This window comes from Gemmatimonadota bacterium (genome assembly GCA_016720805.1).
Taxonomy (GTDB): domain Bacteria; phylum Gemmatimonadota; class Gemmatimonadetes; order Gemmatimonadales; family GWC2-71-9; genus Palsa-1233.
In genome coordinates, this window is the sequence record JADKJZ010000014.1 from 146,158 (window position 1) to 160,608 (window position 14,451).

15 protein-coding genes and 1 pseudogene are annotated in these 14,451 nt (G+C 67.9%); 12 read left to right on the forward strand and 4 right to left on the reverse strand.

The window, feature by feature from the left end:
- Positions 1-3 precede the first annotated feature (3 nt).
- The 4 genes from IPP98_10870 to IPP98_10885 form a co-directional block, all read right to left on the reverse strand.
- Positions 4-1,119, reverse strand: coding sequence for an efflux RND transporter periplasmic adaptor subunit (locus tag IPP98_10870; GenBank protein ID MBL0179611.1), 1,116 nt, complete (start codon positions 1,117-1,119; stop codon positions 4-6).
- 150 nt (positions 1,120-1,269) lie between these two features.
- Positions 1,270-2,514, reverse strand: a complete 1,245-nt coding sequence (locus tag IPP98_10875; GenBank protein MBL0179612.1) for a hypothetical protein — start codon at positions 2,512-2,514, stop codon at positions 1,270-1,272.
- Positions 2,515-2,564: 50 nt separating this feature from the next.
- Positions 2,565-2,870: a hypothetical protein gene (locus IPP98_10880; GenBank protein MBL0179613.1), complete on the reverse strand. Its 306-nt coding sequence runs from the start codon at positions 2,868-2,870 to the stop codon at positions 2,565-2,567.
- Between the two features lie 643 nt (positions 2,871-3,513).
- Positions 3,514-4,710, reverse strand: coding sequence for a hypothetical protein (locus IPP98_10885; GenBank protein MBL0179614.1), 1,197 nt, complete (start codon positions 4,708-4,710; stop codon positions 3,514-3,516).
- Positions 4,711-4,809: 99 nt separating this feature from the next.
- Between IPP98_10885 and IPP98_10890 the strand changes: the two genes are divergently transcribed.
- The 12 genes and pseudogenes from IPP98_10890 (at position 4,810) to IPP98_10945 (ending at position 14,412) form a co-directional block, all read left to right on the forward strand.
- Entirely contained in the window at positions 4,810-5,310 is a 501-nt protein-coding gene (locus IPP98_10890; GenBank protein ID MBL0179615.1) for a helix-turn-helix transcriptional regulator, read from the forward strand.
- On the forward strand, positions 5,303-5,716 hold the full coding sequence (locus IPP98_10895; GenBank protein ID MBL0179616.1) for a VOC family protein: 414 nt from the start codon (positions 5,303-5,305) through the stop codon (positions 5,714-5,716). Before IPP98_10890 ends, IPP98_10895 begins: the two co-directional genes overlap by 8 nt.
- Positions 5,713-5,910, forward strand: a complete 198-nt coding sequence (locus IPP98_10900) for a hypothetical protein (GenBank protein ID MBL0179617.1) — start codon at positions 5,713-5,715, stop codon at positions 5,908-5,910. The genes IPP98_10895 and IPP98_10900 overlap by 4 nt, the downstream gene beginning before the upstream one ends.
- Before the next feature lie 188 nt (positions 5,911-6,098).
- The gene (locus IPP98_10905) at positions 6,099-8,426 is read left to right on the forward strand and encodes a hypothetical protein (GenBank protein ID MBL0179618.1); all 2,328 of its coding nucleotides are present in this window, start codon (positions 6,099-6,101) and stop codon (positions 8,424-8,426) included.
- 77 nt (positions 8,427-8,503) lie between these two features.
- Positions 8,504-8,710, forward strand: a complete 207-nt coding sequence (locus IPP98_10910) for a hypothetical protein (protein MBL0179619.1) — start codon at positions 8,504-8,506, stop codon at positions 8,708-8,710.
- Positions 8,707-9,180: an energy transducer TonB gene (locus IPP98_10915; protein ID MBL0179620.1), complete on the forward strand. Its 474-nt coding sequence runs from the start codon at positions 8,707-8,709 to the stop codon at positions 9,178-9,180. The genes IPP98_10910 and IPP98_10915 overlap by 4 nt, the downstream gene beginning before the upstream one ends.
- A gap of 6 nt (positions 9,181-9,186) precedes the next feature.
- A pseudogene (locus IPP98_10920) lies at positions 9,187-9,901 on the forward strand (class I SAM-dependent methyltransferase).
- A gap of 87 nt (positions 9,902-9,988) precedes the next feature.
- A complete protein-coding gene (locus tag IPP98_10925) occupies positions 9,989-10,537 on the forward strand; it encodes a hypothetical protein (protein MBL0179621.1) in 549 nt (182 codons plus the stop codon).
- 143 nt (positions 10,538-10,680) lie between these two features.
- Positions 10,681-11,808: a hypothetical protein gene (locus tag IPP98_10930; GenBank protein ID MBL0179622.1), complete on the forward strand. Its 1,128-nt coding sequence runs from the start codon at positions 10,681-10,683 to the stop codon at positions 11,806-11,808.
- Between the two features lie 10 nt (positions 11,809-11,818).
- Positions 11,819-12,916: a hypothetical protein gene (locus tag IPP98_10935; GenBank protein MBL0179623.1), complete on the forward strand. Its 1,098-nt coding sequence runs from the start codon at positions 11,819-11,821 to the stop codon at positions 12,914-12,916.
- A 153-nt stretch (positions 12,917-13,069) separates the two neighbouring features.
- Positions 13,070-13,435: a helix-turn-helix transcriptional regulator gene (locus tag IPP98_10940; GenBank protein ID MBL0179624.1), complete on the forward strand. Its 366-nt coding sequence runs from the start codon at positions 13,070-13,072 to the stop codon at positions 13,433-13,435.
- Between the two features lie 2 nt (positions 13,436-13,437).
- Positions 13,438-14,412, forward strand: coding sequence for an SRPBCC domain-containing protein (locus IPP98_10945; GenBank protein ID MBL0179625.1), 975 nt, complete (start codon positions 13,438-13,440; stop codon positions 14,410-14,412).
- The last annotated feature ends 39 nt before the right edge of the window (positions 14,413-14,451 follow it).

The following is a 14,451-nucleotide window of genomic DNA, read 5'->3' on the forward strand; positions in this document are numbered from 1 at the left end:
CGATCAGTTCTGGTCGCCCTCACGCTTTGCCACGAGGCGCACGCGCGCCTGGTGGGTCAGCGTGAGGTGGCCGTCGACGAGGACGATGTCCCCCTTCTTGACCGGAATGAGTCCGCTGGTGGTATCGGGCAGCACTTCCATCTCGCGGCCGTTGCTCTCGCCCCGCTGGATGTATTCCCACATCGCCACGCCGTCGCGCACCACGAAGACCAGCGGGCGGCCATCGCGCTCGATCACCGCGCGCTGCGGCACGATGGTGCGGTTGGTGAGGCGATTGGCTTCGAGCCGCAGCGAGGCGTACATCCCCGGGCGCAGCATCCCGTCGCCACGCACGCGCACCACCGCCTTGCCGGCGCGGGTCACGCTGTCGACCATCGGGAGAATGGCGGCGATCGTGCCGCGGATCGGCTTGTCGCTCGTGGCGGCCACGGTGATGAAGGCATCGCCACCGACGCGAAGCTTGGCGAGGTCCTGTTCCTGCACCTGCGCCTCCACGCGGAGGTTCATCAGGTCGACCACGACGGCGACTTCGGCGCCGGCACCGATCCGCTCACCGAGCGAGATCGAGACCCGCTCGACCATGCCGTCGAACGGTGCGAGGACCACCGCGCGCTCACGCTCGAGCTTCGCCTTCTCGAGGCCGACCAGCGCGCCGTCGATCCCGGCCTTGGAGCGCATGTAGGCGCGACGCTCGGGGCGCACACTCCCCTCGACGGTCGAGTCGGCCACCACTTCGGAGTTGTAGGTGATCTCCGCCTGCCGCAACCGTGCCTCGGCCTCCTGCACCGCAAGGTCGAGTGGCTTCGGATCGAGGCGCGCCAGCACCTGCCCCTTCTTCACCCGATCACCGGCGCGCACCGTCACCGCCTCGACGGTGCCACCCGTCTCCGCCTTGATCGTCGCCGAGGCATCGGTGCGCACCAGGCCGGTGGCACTCACCGTGAGGATCAGGTCGCCGACGCGCACCTCTTCGCCCACCACTGGCAGCGTCAGATTCGAGGACGACTGCGACGAATCCTGTGGAATCGAATCGGTCGACTTCACGTCACCGTCTTTCTTCCCGCACGCACCGAGGACGAGGGCGGCGAGGAGGAAGCGGGCGGGACGGGCATGGCGCATGACGAGCCTCAGGGTGCTGGTTCGGTGGCGTGAAGGTGCCGGCGCTGGGATGATGCATGAGGGAACGGAAGGGACGCAGTCCTAACGCTAACGATGGAGGGGAAGATTCGGTGGGTGGTGGATATACGATGATCGATCATCGATCATCGATCATCGATCGGGCCGCGGGGGGCGAGGGATCAGCGGCCGGCCAGTCGTGTCAATCCGAAAGACGCGAATCCTCGGCAGCCCCTCGGCGTTCTCATCCTTCAGGTAGACATGGCTCGACGTCCAGAATCCCTCGAGGATCTTCGGGTCCGGCGCGGGCACACTGCCGAGGAGGATGCCGTCGGGGGTGAAGACGTCGAGCACCGACGCGGCGCCCTTGGCGCCCGGCCGGGCGACCCAGATCCGCGACGCACGATCGACGGCGACGCCGCTCCACTTGGGCCAGGTGGTCGGCAACTGGCTCGGCTTCGCGATCTCGCGCACCGACTTCTCCCAATCCTTGCCCACCCCTGCCACCTCAGCCTCGAAGATCGAATCACGCTGGGCTTCCGTGATGGTGATCACCGGCGCCGGCGCGGAGAAGCGGCGGACGGTGTCGTCCTTGGTCGTGGTGACGGCGAGCGTGTAGTCCCCGGTGTTCCCCGAGACCTTGTGGCGGTCGGGGAGCCAGGCGCTCTCGCCCGAGGGGCGGAGCGGAATCCCCATGCTCATCATCGAGGTGCTGGTGCCCTGCTTCCGGGTGATCACCCAGTTGTCGTTCGGGTCGGGCGGCGTATTGCTGAACTTGATCGTGTCGACGACGCTGCCGTCCATGCGCGTGACGTAATACGCTCCGCCGCCGCCATTGCCCGCCTTGCTGGTGTCGTTGAGTTGACCAATGATGCCGACGGTGCCATCGCCGAAGACCGGGAAGCGTGACGTCCACCAGCAGCACTGCGAGGGCTTCGAGGTGATGAAGGCGCCCGCCGTGGTGAAGGTCGTGGAGCGCGAGTTGTTCGGATCCTGGAGGAAGAGCGTATCGCGCGAGATGCCGAACATCCCGTCGCGGAACTCGCCGGGGCCGTCCCCCTCGCGGCCGATGTTGCGCAGCCACTGCCCGTCGGCACCGTAGACCTTGATCATCGTGGGCGCCTTCTGGAGCAGATAGATGGTGCCATCCTCACCGGCCACGACAGTGCGCGGATTGCCGATCTCGCCCGGCGATCCTTCCTCGGGGACGATCTCGCGCTCGAGCACCAGCCGCCATCCTGAGGTGTCGGCCCACTTGGTCGGGCCGCTGTTGGTCACCTGGATGATGCCACCCGGCAGCGTGTCGATCTTCGCGGTGGCGAGGGCGGCGTCCTTGGCCGACAGGGAGCAGCCGGCGAGGAAGGCGGCGAGGGCGAGGGTAGGGGCGCGTGTGGTCATAAGGGGGTAGATGCCCGAAGCTGGAGGAACGTTGCCCGTCGGAACGGTGACTACTGCGTGATGATCCGGTAGACGCGAATGATCGGTCGCCCTTCCGCGTCTTCATCGGGGACCACCACGCGATCCTTCCCGAAATAGCCATCGAAGAGCCGTGGATGCGCCCGGTTGGCCCGGGCCCCGTCTGGGCTGTGACCAACGCGGCCCAGACGCGCCACGCCACCACGCCCTTGCTGGTCGCTCGCGAGGAAGAGCCAGAGCGGCCAGTTGGCCGGCAGCTCGGTGGCGACGGCGACCTTCGACCAATCGGCCACGAATCGTCCGGAGGAATTGGCGCGCGTCACCGCGGCATGCACCACCGAATCACGCTGCCCATGGACGCGGCGGGAGGCAACCGCGAGTATCGCGACTGTCCCGACTCAGCAGCAGCGTCGGGCGATCGGTTCGGCCCCACGCAATCACGCCGGCCCGCGTCGGCACCTGCAGGACCCGTGGCAGGAGCGGCACCTGGATATTCGCGGCCCCGTTCCGGCCATTAGGTCGGAGGCCAGATCGGGGCCTGCGGTGCGGTCGCGCACCAGCCGATACATCGATTCGCTTAGCGTGGCTCGAGTCGCACCCACCGGGAAGCCGTCAACCACACGACCCCGGCCGCCCAGTAGCGGCCACCAACGGGGTGATTGCGGAACGGAGTACACCCGCGCCGAGGCGAGATACCGCCCGCCGAAAAGCGACAGCCGCGAATTCGACGTCTGCTGGATGGCCACGGTGTCGCCGGAGATGGCGAAGTAGCCCAGGCGGACGTCACCCGGCCCGTCGCCCTGACGCCCGATGGTGCGGAGATAGGCGCCATCAGACCAAAGAATGCGCCCGGGGGCACAGCCCGCTCGCACTCGCGCCGGGGTCACGCGCGATGCCGCCAGCCGTCGGCGGTCGCCGGGGGTCGCCTGCGCCCCGCAGGCGCTACAGCAAGGGACATCACAGCAGACGGTAGCAGCATGGCTAGCGCCATGCCCAATCGTGCGACACCAACCTCCGACCATCGGGATCGGTGATCAGCACCGCCACGCGCTCCTTGGCCCAGAAGACCGGGTGCCACCACTGCCGGTTCCACCCCGATTGCGGCACGCTGACGATGTCGAGCCAACGGCCGTTCCGGTCGAAGAGGTCCAAACGCACGGTGGTGGTGTCGCTGCTCGAGAGCCGTACCCAGCGGCGCCCGTCGCGGTCAACCGAAATCTGTTCGAATGCCGGTCGTTCATCGGGAATCGCCGAGGTGAGCAGCGAGGCGCGCAGGACCGGTTCGGGAGTGTACTGCTTGTTGCTATTGATCCGGTCGTCGACGATCGCCTGCTTCTCGGCGGCCGAGATGGCGCCGCTGGGTCTCGGGCGCGAGAAGAGCAGGGTGGTGTCCTGGCCGTTCCGTGTGGCCCGCAGCTGGTACTCGCCACTCCATCCGACCACGAAGCCGCCGACCGGATCGGCGACGCTCATGTCCTGCGGCTGCAGGGGAACCTGCATCTCCATCCGCACCACGCTTCCCTCGCGCACCAGCCAGCGCTTGTCGCTCTTGGGGTGTTCGGGGAGGAAGGCGGTGTCGAGCGTGCTGCCGTCGAGCGAGAAACGAATGAAGCCGCGCCGCGGTGGCTTGGTGGAGTCGGGTGGCAGCATCACTGGGACTATCGCACGGCCGTCGCCGTCCAACCCGATCCGCGAGAAGTAGCGCGGCGTCGTGGGGCGCTGGAGGAGTGGTGCGCCGGTGGAGATCAGGAAGGTGCCGGCGCGCGCGGCCGAGGGGTCGTGCACGACGAGCGTGTCACCGCGGTAGGCGAGCCAGGCGGAGCGATACTCTCCCGGCCCCGCACCTTCGCGGCCGACGGTGCCGAGATAGCGGCCGGTCGGGTCGAACCGCATCACTTCCGTCGGCTTCTCGTCGGCGACGAAGAGGGTGCCATCCTCGAGCAGGATCAGGTCGGCGGGGTCGCGGAGGGCGCCGGCGCTGTCGTCGGCGGGCTGGATGGTTCGTTCGAGTACCAGCGACCACTTCCCGCTGTCGGCGGGGGAGTGGTTGGTGACCCGGACGATTCCGCCGGCGAGAGTATCGATGGTGGCACCGGCCTGCCCGGCGTCCCGGGTCGAGGTGCCACAGGCGGCAGCGAAGAGGCACAGGGCGGCGACGGGGCGCAGAGGAGTCGGCATAGGGGGGTAGATGCGCACGGGGCGGGAATGGTTGGGGTGGCCGATCACTCCGGCCCTGGCATTGGTTGCGTCCGGGCGCGTGGAATTGCATCATCAGAGATGGTGACCCCCTCGCCGCTGAGCCAGGACCCTGACCTGGTGCGCCGCCTGTTGCGTGCCAAGGATCGGATGGACGCCGCCTCGCACGAGCAGTGGCCCGTTGAGCGGCTCGCGCGCGTGAGTGGTGTCTCCGAGGCACACTTCGCGCGGTCGTTCAAACAGGCGTTCGGCCTGCCGCCGCATCGCTATCTCCTGACGCGCAGGATTGAACGGGCGATGGCCCAGCTGCGCGACACCGAACTTTCCATCACCGAGATCGCCTTCCGCACCGGTTGGGAGAGCCTGGGGACCTTCGGCCGCACATATCGCGACATCACCGGCGAGTCGCCGAGTGTGACCCGGAAGCGGCTCCGGGAGATTCCGGCCGAGCTGGGCCGGGTGCCGGCCTGTGTCCTCAAGGCGGCGCACCGTCCCGACCTCAACTCCGCAGTTTCGGAGAAGCGGCGCCAGGCCGCGGGCGATATCCTCTCCGCACCACCTACCGGGAGAGTTCATGAGTGAAGGGATTCAAGTCGTCGGACTCTACGTCCGCGACCAGGACGAGGCGCTCGCCTTCTACGTCGATCAGCTCGGCTTCCGCGTCCATACCGACGTCCGGAACGGCGACTACCGCTGGCTCACCGTCCAGCACCCCGACCAGCCGTCGTTCCAGCTCGGCCTCTTCGCCCCGGGGCCGCCGGTGCTCGACGCGGCCACGGCCAAGGCGCTGCGCGAGCTCATCGCCAAGGGCGCCATGCCGCCGCTGGTACTGACGGTGGCCAACTGCCGCACCGCCTACGATCGGATGCGCGCCGGTGGGGTTGAGTTCACCCAGGAGCCGATCGACCGCTACGGCACGGTCGACGCCGGCTTCCGCGACCCCTCGGGCAACGGCTGGAAGATGATCCAGGCGCGAGGTGGCCAGTGAGCCGCCCCGCGTGGCCGCGGCAGCTGCACCGCTGGGTGTCGATGCTGTTCACCCTCACGGTGGTGGCCAACTTCGTCGCCATGTCCCGGGGGACGCCGGCGGCGTGGATCACCTACGCGCCGCTGCTGCCGCTGGCGGTGCTGGCGTTCACCGGACTCTACCTCTTTGCGGTGCCGTATCTGAAGAAGGGGTAGGAGGTGAGGGGTGAGGGGTGAGGGGTGAGGGTGAGGGGGCGGTCATCACCGCTGCCACGCCGCGGTGGCGCCCCGGCTTGGCACCCTCGTAGTAGCTTGAGAGGGACTCCTCCAACCGTCGGTTGACCATGACGCTGCAGCATCCGTCGGCGCCTCGCCTCCCTTGCCTGGTTCTCGCTGCTCTGCTCATGACGCCTCCCGTGGCGCACGCGCACGCGCAGGGCGGCCCGGCCGGAAACGACTTCGCTGCGTGGGCCGATTCGGTTGCGTCGGCACCATCCGGCGCGGCACTCGACGCACTGCGCGCCAACACTCAGGTTTGGAATGGCGGGCAGCGCTCGCTGGCCCGCGGCTGGTGGCAGCTCCGGCGCGGCGTCGTGACGGGCAACGCGAACACCGTCGAGGCCGGCATCCGCGTGCTCGTGATCGAGCGCACCGCGCAGCGGGAGTCGCCGTGGCCGGCGTACTTCCTCGCGCGCGGCTTCCATGACCTGAGCGTGCTTCGTGCGCCGATCCGGAGCAACCTCGCGCAGCCCGAGGGCGAATCGAACGTCGCGACCTTCTGGCATCTGCTCGTACCATTGATCGACGCGCATCCGGCATTTGCCCCCGCCGCGCGCCTCGCGACCGACGCGCTCCTCGCGCTTGGCGATCGCACCCTTCGCCCCGATGAGTTGACGGTCCTGCGCACCTTGATGCTGCGCGAGCCGTCGAACGCCGACCTGATGATCGTGGAAGCACGACGACTTCGCGCCACGGGAGCGATGCCGGCCGCACTGGCCCGTTTCGACGCCGCCCGCGCGAATGGCGGCGACCGCGGCGTCCTGGGCCTGGAGCGGGCGCGGACCCTTGCGGCCCTTGGTCGGGTGGCGGATGGCGAGGCGGCGTACTGGGAGGGAATGACGGCACTCACGCCGGCCGGGCGCGAAGCGTATCGCACCGATCTCGCCTGGTTCGTCCACCCCGATACCCTGGCCCCGTTCGATCAGGTGCCGACCGACTCGGTACGGGCCTGGCTGGGGCGCTTCTGGCTCGAGCGCGATGCGCTCGCGGCCAACCTCCCCGGCGAACGACTGCAAGAGCAGCTCCTGCGTTGGAACGACGCCTTCCGTGACTATCACGTCCCGCTCCCGTGGCGCAGGGCACAGTTCGGCCGGGTCGAGCACCTCTTTGAGGAGCTCGACCTCTGCCTCAACAACGCAGGCCGCCGACTGCAGGAGGACCTCGCGCGATTGCAGCCAAGCCTGACCGGCGACACGCGCAGTGACGAGCCGATCCTCGACCACCGCGGATTGATCGTGCTGCGGCACGGGCTGCCGGTGCGTCGCGTCCACGGCAGGCCAGCAGCCGATACCGACACGACGATCCAGATGATGATCAACCGGCGCGGGACGAACCTGGCGCCAGCGTTGCGTGCGGAGGTGATGGCGGAGTCGATGCGCTTCAACGAAAGTTGGGTGTATTGGCTGGAAGGACGGTGGCGCACCTTCTCCTTCCGCGGCAGCCAGGCACTCGGCTACCACGCCGCCACCACGCTGATGAGTTACCTCCCGCTCACCGATGCGATCGGTCGGAGTTTCGCGGCCGATTGGCAGCTGCGCGTCGGGCTTTCGGAGGAGTGGGCGCGCGCAGACGCCCGGTTGCGGGAGCGGCCGACGGCGGGAAATCCACGCGCCATCACCTGCGACGACGTCTTCGGCGCCGCGGTACGCCAGCAGCGGGTCGACGCGGAGCTCGGCATCGCCACCGACAGCGATTCGCCGCCGATGTACGACCCCTGGCCGTCGGCGATTGCGGTCTACGGCCTCGGGCAGGACGCGGCGACGGGAAAGGCGTTGGTCGCGCTCGCGATCCCGCGCGACCACCTCGAGAGCACGCCGGTCGGCGACGGTCGACGCGACCAGCCGGTGCAGATCCGCGTGACCGCGTACGAGCGGAGCAGCGGCCGATTCGTGGCACTCGACTCGCTCCTCCACTTCCTGAGCCGCGACACCGATTTCTCCGGAAGTTTCGTGAACCAGTTGCTCGAGCTCCCGCTCACGCCCGGGTCCTGGCGCGTCGCCGTGAAGCTGACGCAGGGGGTCGACACGACCGGATCGTATGCGCTCCTGCCGGAGCTCACCATTGGCCCGGCAGACCGGCTGACGATGAGCGACATTGTGATTGGCCGTGTCGGGGGCGTGCCGTGGCGGACCCCCACCGGCGGGAGCTTCCTGGTCAATACGCTCGGCACCTGGCCGCGGACCGAAGAGGCGGTGATCTACTACGAACTGTACGGTGCGCGCGCCGGTGACACCTTGCGGACCAAGATCGAGATCCGCTCGCTCGCACCGGGGCGCGGGAGTGATCGCATCTCGGCATCATTCCGCGAGGTGGTCGGCGACGGACCGATCTCGGCAGTGCGGCGCTTGGGCCTGGCAGAGCTCCGGGGCGGGCAATACGAGCTGAAGGTGACGGTCGAGGCGTCGAGCGGTTCGGTCAGCCGCCAGCAGCGGCTGATCGTCACCGTGCCGTAGTGACGGTCGGCTGCCAGCGCCCCACTCTGGACCTCCTCGATGTAGCTTGAGAGGGACCCCTCCAACCGTGGTTGACCATGACGCTGCAGCATCCGGCCGTCCAGCGGCTCCTCCAAATGGGATTGTTCTACCTCGCCATCCTCGCCTTCTTCGGCGAGCTCCGCTGGGGCTCGAACGCGATGTTTCTCTTCGGGTCGACCTGGATCGGCCAAGCGATCGTGACGGTGTTCCTGAAGCCGCGCGATACGAGTGACGTTTCTCCTCGGTCGCCGGAAACCCGATGAGCCGTTCAAGTGTCACCACCTGCTGGATGGTGCTGAGCGCCATCCCGCTCCTCGGCGTCGCCGCCCAGCAGATCGACGTGCGGCCGGCGCCTTCGCAGGGGTGCACGGGCGCACCGACTGCCGACTCCACCATCTACGACGCCGACGAGGCATCACCTGGTCCCCAGCTTCGGAGCTTTCGGAGGCTGGAAATGCCGACGGCCCTCCGCGAAGCCGGCGGGAAGGGTGGCGTGACGCTGGCCTACGTCGTCAACGCCGATGGCAGGATCGACAGCAGCAACGTGGTGGTGATGACGGTCAGCGACTCGGCGTTCATCGCACCGGCGCGCGCGACGGTGCTCGGCTCACGCTTTTGGCCCGGCTGCCGCTCGGGCGTCCCGGTCCGGGTGCAGGTCACCCAGTCGTTCGGCTTCGAGGCGAAGAACTACGACTCGAGGGGATTTCTTATCCGGCCCAAGCGCGGGGGCTGAGCTTCCATGTCCCCGGGTCCGGAAGGTCACGAATCCGGCGCCGCACTGGACCCGACTGCGCGCTTCTCCGATCGCGTCGACCACTACGTCCGCTATCGCCCCGACTATCCAGCCGGCGTCCTCCGGATCCTGGAGGACGAGGCCGGGCTCACCGTGCACTCCATCGTCGCCGATCTCGGCTCCGGCACGGGGATTTCGGCCGAGATGTTCCTCCGGCACGGCAATGTCGTGCACGCCGTCGAGCCGAACGATGCGATGCGTCATGCGGCCGAGCGACTCCTGCACCACTATCCGAACTTCCACAGCGTGCATGGACGCGCCGAGGCGACGACGCTCGCCGACGCGTCGATCGACCACGTCGTCGCCGCCCAAGCCTTCCACTGGTTCGATGTGCCGGCGGCGCGGGCTGAGGTGCAGCGGATTCTCAAGCCCGGTGGGTGGGCCGTGTTGCTCTGGAACACGCGCCGTACCGAGTCAACTCCGTTCCTGCACGCGTTCGAGGCGCTGCTGCTCCGCTTCGGCACGGACTATCGGGAGGTGGCGCACACGAAGATCACCGCGTCTGCGCTCGAGGCCTTCTACGGCGGGCGCCATTTCGTGAAACGGACGCTCGACCATCGGCAGGAGCTGGACCTCGACGGCATCCGCGGGCGACTGCTTTCGTCGTCGTACGTTCCTGCGGCCGGGCATCCCGAGCACCTTCCGATGTTGACGAGCTTGATGCGATCTTCACGAGCGCGGCGGTCTGGTGGCCGTGGATGATGACGGAGGTGTACGTCGGACGGATGGGGCGCACCGCAGCGTGACCGTGCCGAGCGACGCCAGCGACCACGCGCACTCACGACGTGCCCTCGCCCGGCACCTCTTCTTCGCGTTCGTGCTCACCTTCATCGCAAGCCGCATCCTCGTCTTCCTGATCATGGCGCGGCGGATCCCCGACCTTTACCTGCATGTCGGCGGAAACCACGTCCATCACCTGAACTACGGAATTTTCCTGCTCGCGGGCGTGGGCGGCTATCTCCTCTTCGATCGCCGGAGCCCTGCCCAACGCAACATCGCCGGGATCCTGTACGGGGTGGGTCTGGCGCTGACCTTTGACGAGTTCGGGATGTGGCTTCACCTCGGCGGGGCGTATTGGCAGCGCGCCTCCTTCGACGTGATGGTGGTGCTCGGCGCCGGACTGGGAGTACTCGCGTTTGCACCACCGCTTTCGAAGTGGCGGCCCCGCGATCGGGTCGCGGCCCTGATCCTGGTTGCATCGCTGGCCCTTTTCGGGATCCTGCTCTCGGCCTCCTTTCGCTTTGCGGCGCGCGAGCAGCCAAGACTTGAGCAGTTGGAAGAGCGGGGGCCGAGGTAGACGGCGAATCCCGGCCTGAGGTCTGGGGAGCCAGGCACGAGCTCAGGGTTCGGTGTCACCGAACTGTCATCTCCCTGCCACGCCAGCGCCATTTCCTTGCCCGACATTCGAATCGCACTCCTCTCTCGCCTCCGAGACGACTCATGCGATTCGTGTCCGTGGTTGCCCTGCTCGCCATGACGGCCTGTGGCGGCAGCCCGTCGACTGAGCAGCCCACTGCCGCCGTCCTCCTCCCGCCGATTCCGCTCAAGGTCACCGAGCAGGGCGAGTTCGGCGCCTATCCGCCGATGACCGCGCGGACGTCGAGCGGCGAGCTCTTCCGGATTGATTACAAGGCCGGGATCGCGCAGTACGCTCTGGATGGAAGCCAGCGGCGCCTCTTCGGCGTGGCCGGCGAGGGACCGGGAGAGTTCCGTGCCCTGGCGAGCGGCGCCGTCCTCCCCGGCGACTCCCTCTTCGCGGTCGTCGATGCCGCGCGCGCGAGGCTGTTGCTCTTCGGCGTCGTGGACGGCGCCTTCCGGCGCGAGATCGCGATTCCTCCGATGCAGGTGACCGGCCAGCAGTGGCGATTCGATGGTAGCATGGCGCTGATTCCGATCTCGCTCGGTGTTCCTGTCTTCATGCGCTGGAACATGACGACGGACTCTGTGGGCCTCTGGGGTGAGCCGACCACTTTCCGCAAGAACGCCATGGTCGCGTCGATGAGCTCCGGCGAACCCTCAGCCATCCGCGATGGCGAGGGGTGGCTCGCGCTGATCCCCGGAGAGGTAACACTGGTACGCTACGACAGCGCTGGAGCGATCGTCGGCACCGTGCCGCTGCCGCGACGAGCACGGCGCGGTGAACCCGCAGATGCCAAGGAACAGCTGGCGCGGGCGAGCGAGGAGAAGCGGTTTGTCGTCCCCGCGTCGATGGCGATGGGAATCCATCGGTTGCCCGACGGCAAGGTGCTGCTGATGCACCTCGACGTGGAGGGAACTCAAACCCCGCGAGAAATCGAGGGGGTACGACCGGGGCGGGGGTGGAAGGTCGAGCTGACGTCGATGCGGTGGTGGGCGACGATCTACGCCGCCGATCTCCAGACCGCCTGCGTCGACCAGCCGGTGCCGTTCACCACGCGGGAGATGTCGCGGCTGCTCTTCAGTGGCGACACCGTGATGACGCTGAGCCGACTCGTCGACGACGCGGGGGGCGTTCGCTCGGAGCTGCAGCGGGTGCGGTTCGACCTGGGCAAGTGCGTCTGGACGCCAGTGATGGCGGAGGGGAAGTAGCATGATGACCGTGGCCACACATCGCAATTGCCAACTCGGCGCGCTGATGCTGCTCGTCGCAGCGTGTAGCAAGCCCGCCGACCCAGGCACCAACGGCATGAGCCCCACGACCGTCACCGTCGACACGGTGCCGTCGCTGGTATTGCCGTCGATCGGCGCGAACGACTCGGTGAACTTCGGGTCGACCAAGTTCGTCGCGAGACTGGCCAACGGAGAACTGGCGATCCTCGACGAATCGAGCCAGACCATCCGCGTCTTCGGGGCTGACGGGAAATCGCTCCGGGAGATCGGGCGCCGAGGGGAGGGCCCTGGCGAGTTCCAGTTCCCGATGTGGTTGGGTGAGTGTCGGCCCGACACCCTGTTCGTCATTGATCCCGCCACGGCCCGCATATCGCTCTTCGACAGCCAGGGCCAGTTCGTACGGCAGCACCCCTTCAAGAGCCGCGGGAGCATGATGGCGTGCGATGTGACCGGGCAAGTCCTGCGTCTCGACATCATCGGCAGCACCGAGATGCCAAGCGAGCAATCGCCGCTCTATCAGGGCACCGTTACGCTGGTCGGCTTCGACGCCCCAGACCGTGTGCTCGACACCATTCCGCTCTATCGCAACCGCCCGATGGGGCAGCAGGGGTGGATCGCGTCGGCCAACGGCACCGTGTATGTCGGGCGGGGCGACTCCGGCTTCGTCGAGAGCTGGCGACCCGGTGACTCCGCGCGCACTCGCCATCCGCTGGGTACCGCCGGACGTGCCCCGACAGCCGCGCAGTACCAGGCCGAAATCGAGCGGTGGCTTCGGATGCTCAGCCGCCCGGAAGATCGGGTGCGTCCGCGGGAGATCCTGGAAAAGATCCCGGCACCCGCCGCCATGCCTGCCTTCCGCGCCCTCGTCGCCGATCCGACCGGTGCGGTGTGGGCGGTGACGTCACCGACGGGTGACGCTGTCACGGTCCTCGAGGGCATCGATTCGCTCGGTCGTCCGTTCCAGCCGCTCCGCCTCCCCGGCGATCTCGATGTTCACGCGGTCGGGCGTAACCACATCGTCGCGATCGCCGAGGATGCAGACGGCTCGCAACGGATCCTGGTCTTCAAGCTGACGCGGAAGAACTGAAGAGGGTCTTCACCCATGCGCGAGCACGCAGGTCCCTCGCTGCGCTCGGGATGACAACGCCTGGATGGTGATCGATCATCGATCATCGATCATCGATCATCGATCATCGCCCCCCCTTGCGCCCACCCGCTCCGCGCCTTAACCTACAACCATATGGTTGCACGTCTCCCCAGCCGCTCCCGGCTCGCCGATGACCACCTCGATCGCCTCTTCCGGGCGCTCGGCGACCGTACCCGGCGCGATATCGTCGCCCGCGTCCTCGGTGGCGAGGAGGCCTCGGTCTCCACGCTTGCGGCGCGATATGCGATGTCGTTCGCTGCGGTGCAGAAGCACGTCGCCGTCCTGGCCGGTGCGGGACTGGTAACCAAGCGCAGCCAGGGCCGCGAGAAGCTGGTGCGCGGCAACCCGAAGGAACTCGCCCGCGCTCGGGCGTTGCTCAGCCAGCTCGAACAGCTCTGGACGTCTCGTTTCAGCCAGCTCGACGCGATCCTCGCCGAGCCCTTTCCCCCGACGGAGTAGCCATGCCGATCACCTCTGTTACCTCCGATGCCGCCGCCCGCACGCTCACCGTCGTGGCCGACTACCCCGTGCCGGTCGCGCGCCTCTGGGCGGCCTATGCCGACCCGCGCCAACTCGAGCGCTTCTGGGGGCCGGTGGAATGGCCCGCCACCTTCACGCGGCATGACATGGCGGTGGGTGGCCGTTCGCACTACTACATGACCGGTCCCGACGGCACCAAGGCGCACGGCTGGTTCCGCTACCTCGCGATCGAGCCGATGAAGCGGATCGAGCTCGAGGACGGCTTTGCCGACGAGCAGGACGTCCCGAACCCGGACATGCCGACGATGCAGATGGTCTTCTCCTTCCAGGAGACGCCGACGGGATCCCGGTTCCAGTGCCTGACAACCTTCACCAGCACGGAGGCGATGGAATCGCTCGTGGCGATGGGGATGGTCGAGGGGATGAGCTCGGCGATGGGCCAGATCGACGCCGTCCTCGCGGACCTCTCCTCCTTCGCGGCGACGCGCGGCACCGAGGCGCAGCTGCTCTCCGACACCACGGTACGGATCTCGCGCGTCATCCGCGGCTCGGTCGACCAGGTGTGGCGCGCGCATCACGAGCCGGCGCTCATGCAGCGCTGGCTTCTCGGTCCCGACGGCTGGACGATGCCGGTCTGCGAGGTCGCCACCCGCGTCGGCGAGCGCTACCGCTACGAGTGGGAAGCCGTCGACGGATCGGCACGCTTCGGCTTCGAGGGTGAACTGCTCGAGTCGTCGCCCCCGTACCGCGCCGTCACCACCGAGCAGATGATCGGGATGGATGGCCCCGGGACCCGCAACGAGCTGACCCTGGTTGCGACGCCGTCGGGAACGCTGCTCTCCATTGTGATCACCTACCCGAACAAGGAGATGCGCGACATGATCCTCGGCAGCGGGATGACGACGGGGATGGAGACGAGCTACACCCGCCTCGAGCGCGAGGTGCTCGCCGGGTAGGGCCAAATCCACCACCCCTCCCGATCCGCACCCAGCATG

What these genes read in the sequence shown, in the direction of transcription:
- IPP98_10930 (MBL0179622.1), top strand. Translation starts at nt 10,681, where the DNA reads ATGCGATTCGTGTCCGTGGTTGCCCTGCTCGCCATGACGGCCTGTGGC.
- IPP98_10915 (MBL0179620.1), top strand. Translation starts at nt 8,707, where the DNA reads ATGAGCCGTTCAAGTGTCACCACCTGCTGGATGGTGCTGAGCGCCATC.
- IPP98_10875 (MBL0179612.1), bottom strand. Translation starts at nt 2,514, where the DNA reads ATGACCACACGCGCCCCTACCCTCGCCCTCGCCGCCTTCCTCGCCGGC.
- IPP98_10905 (MBL0179618.1), top strand. Translation starts at nt 6,099, where the DNA reads ATGACGCCTCCCGTGGCGCACGCGCACGCGCAGGGCGGCCCGGCCGGA.
- IPP98_10885 (MBL0179614.1), bottom strand. Translation starts at nt 4,710, where the DNA reads ATGCCGACTCCTCTGCGCCCCGTCGCCGCCCTGTGCCTCTTCGCTGCC.
- IPP98_10945 (MBL0179625.1), top strand. Translation starts at nt 13,438, where the DNA reads ATGCCGATCACCTCTGTTACCTCCGATGCCGCCGCCCGCACGCTCACC.
- IPP98_10895 (MBL0179616.1), top strand. Translation starts at nt 5,303, where the DNA reads ATGAGTGAAGGGATTCAAGTCGTCGGACTCTACGTCCGCGACCAGGAC.
- IPP98_10870 (MBL0179611.1), bottom strand. Translation starts at nt 1,119, where the DNA reads ATGCGCCATGCCCGTCCCGCCCGCTTCCTCCTCGCCGCCCTCGTCCTC.
- IPP98_10890 (MBL0179615.1), top strand. Translation starts at nt 4,810, where the DNA reads ATGGTGACCCCCTCGCCGCTGAGCCAGGACCCTGACCTGGTGCGCCGC.
- IPP98_10940 (MBL0179624.1), top strand. Translation starts at nt 13,070, where the DNA reads ATGGTTGCACGTCTCCCCAGCCGCTCCCGGCTCGCCGATGACCACCTC.
- IPP98_10910 (MBL0179619.1), top strand. Translation starts at nt 8,504, where the DNA reads ATGACGCTGCAGCATCCGGCCGTCCAGCGGCTCCTCCAAATGGGATTG.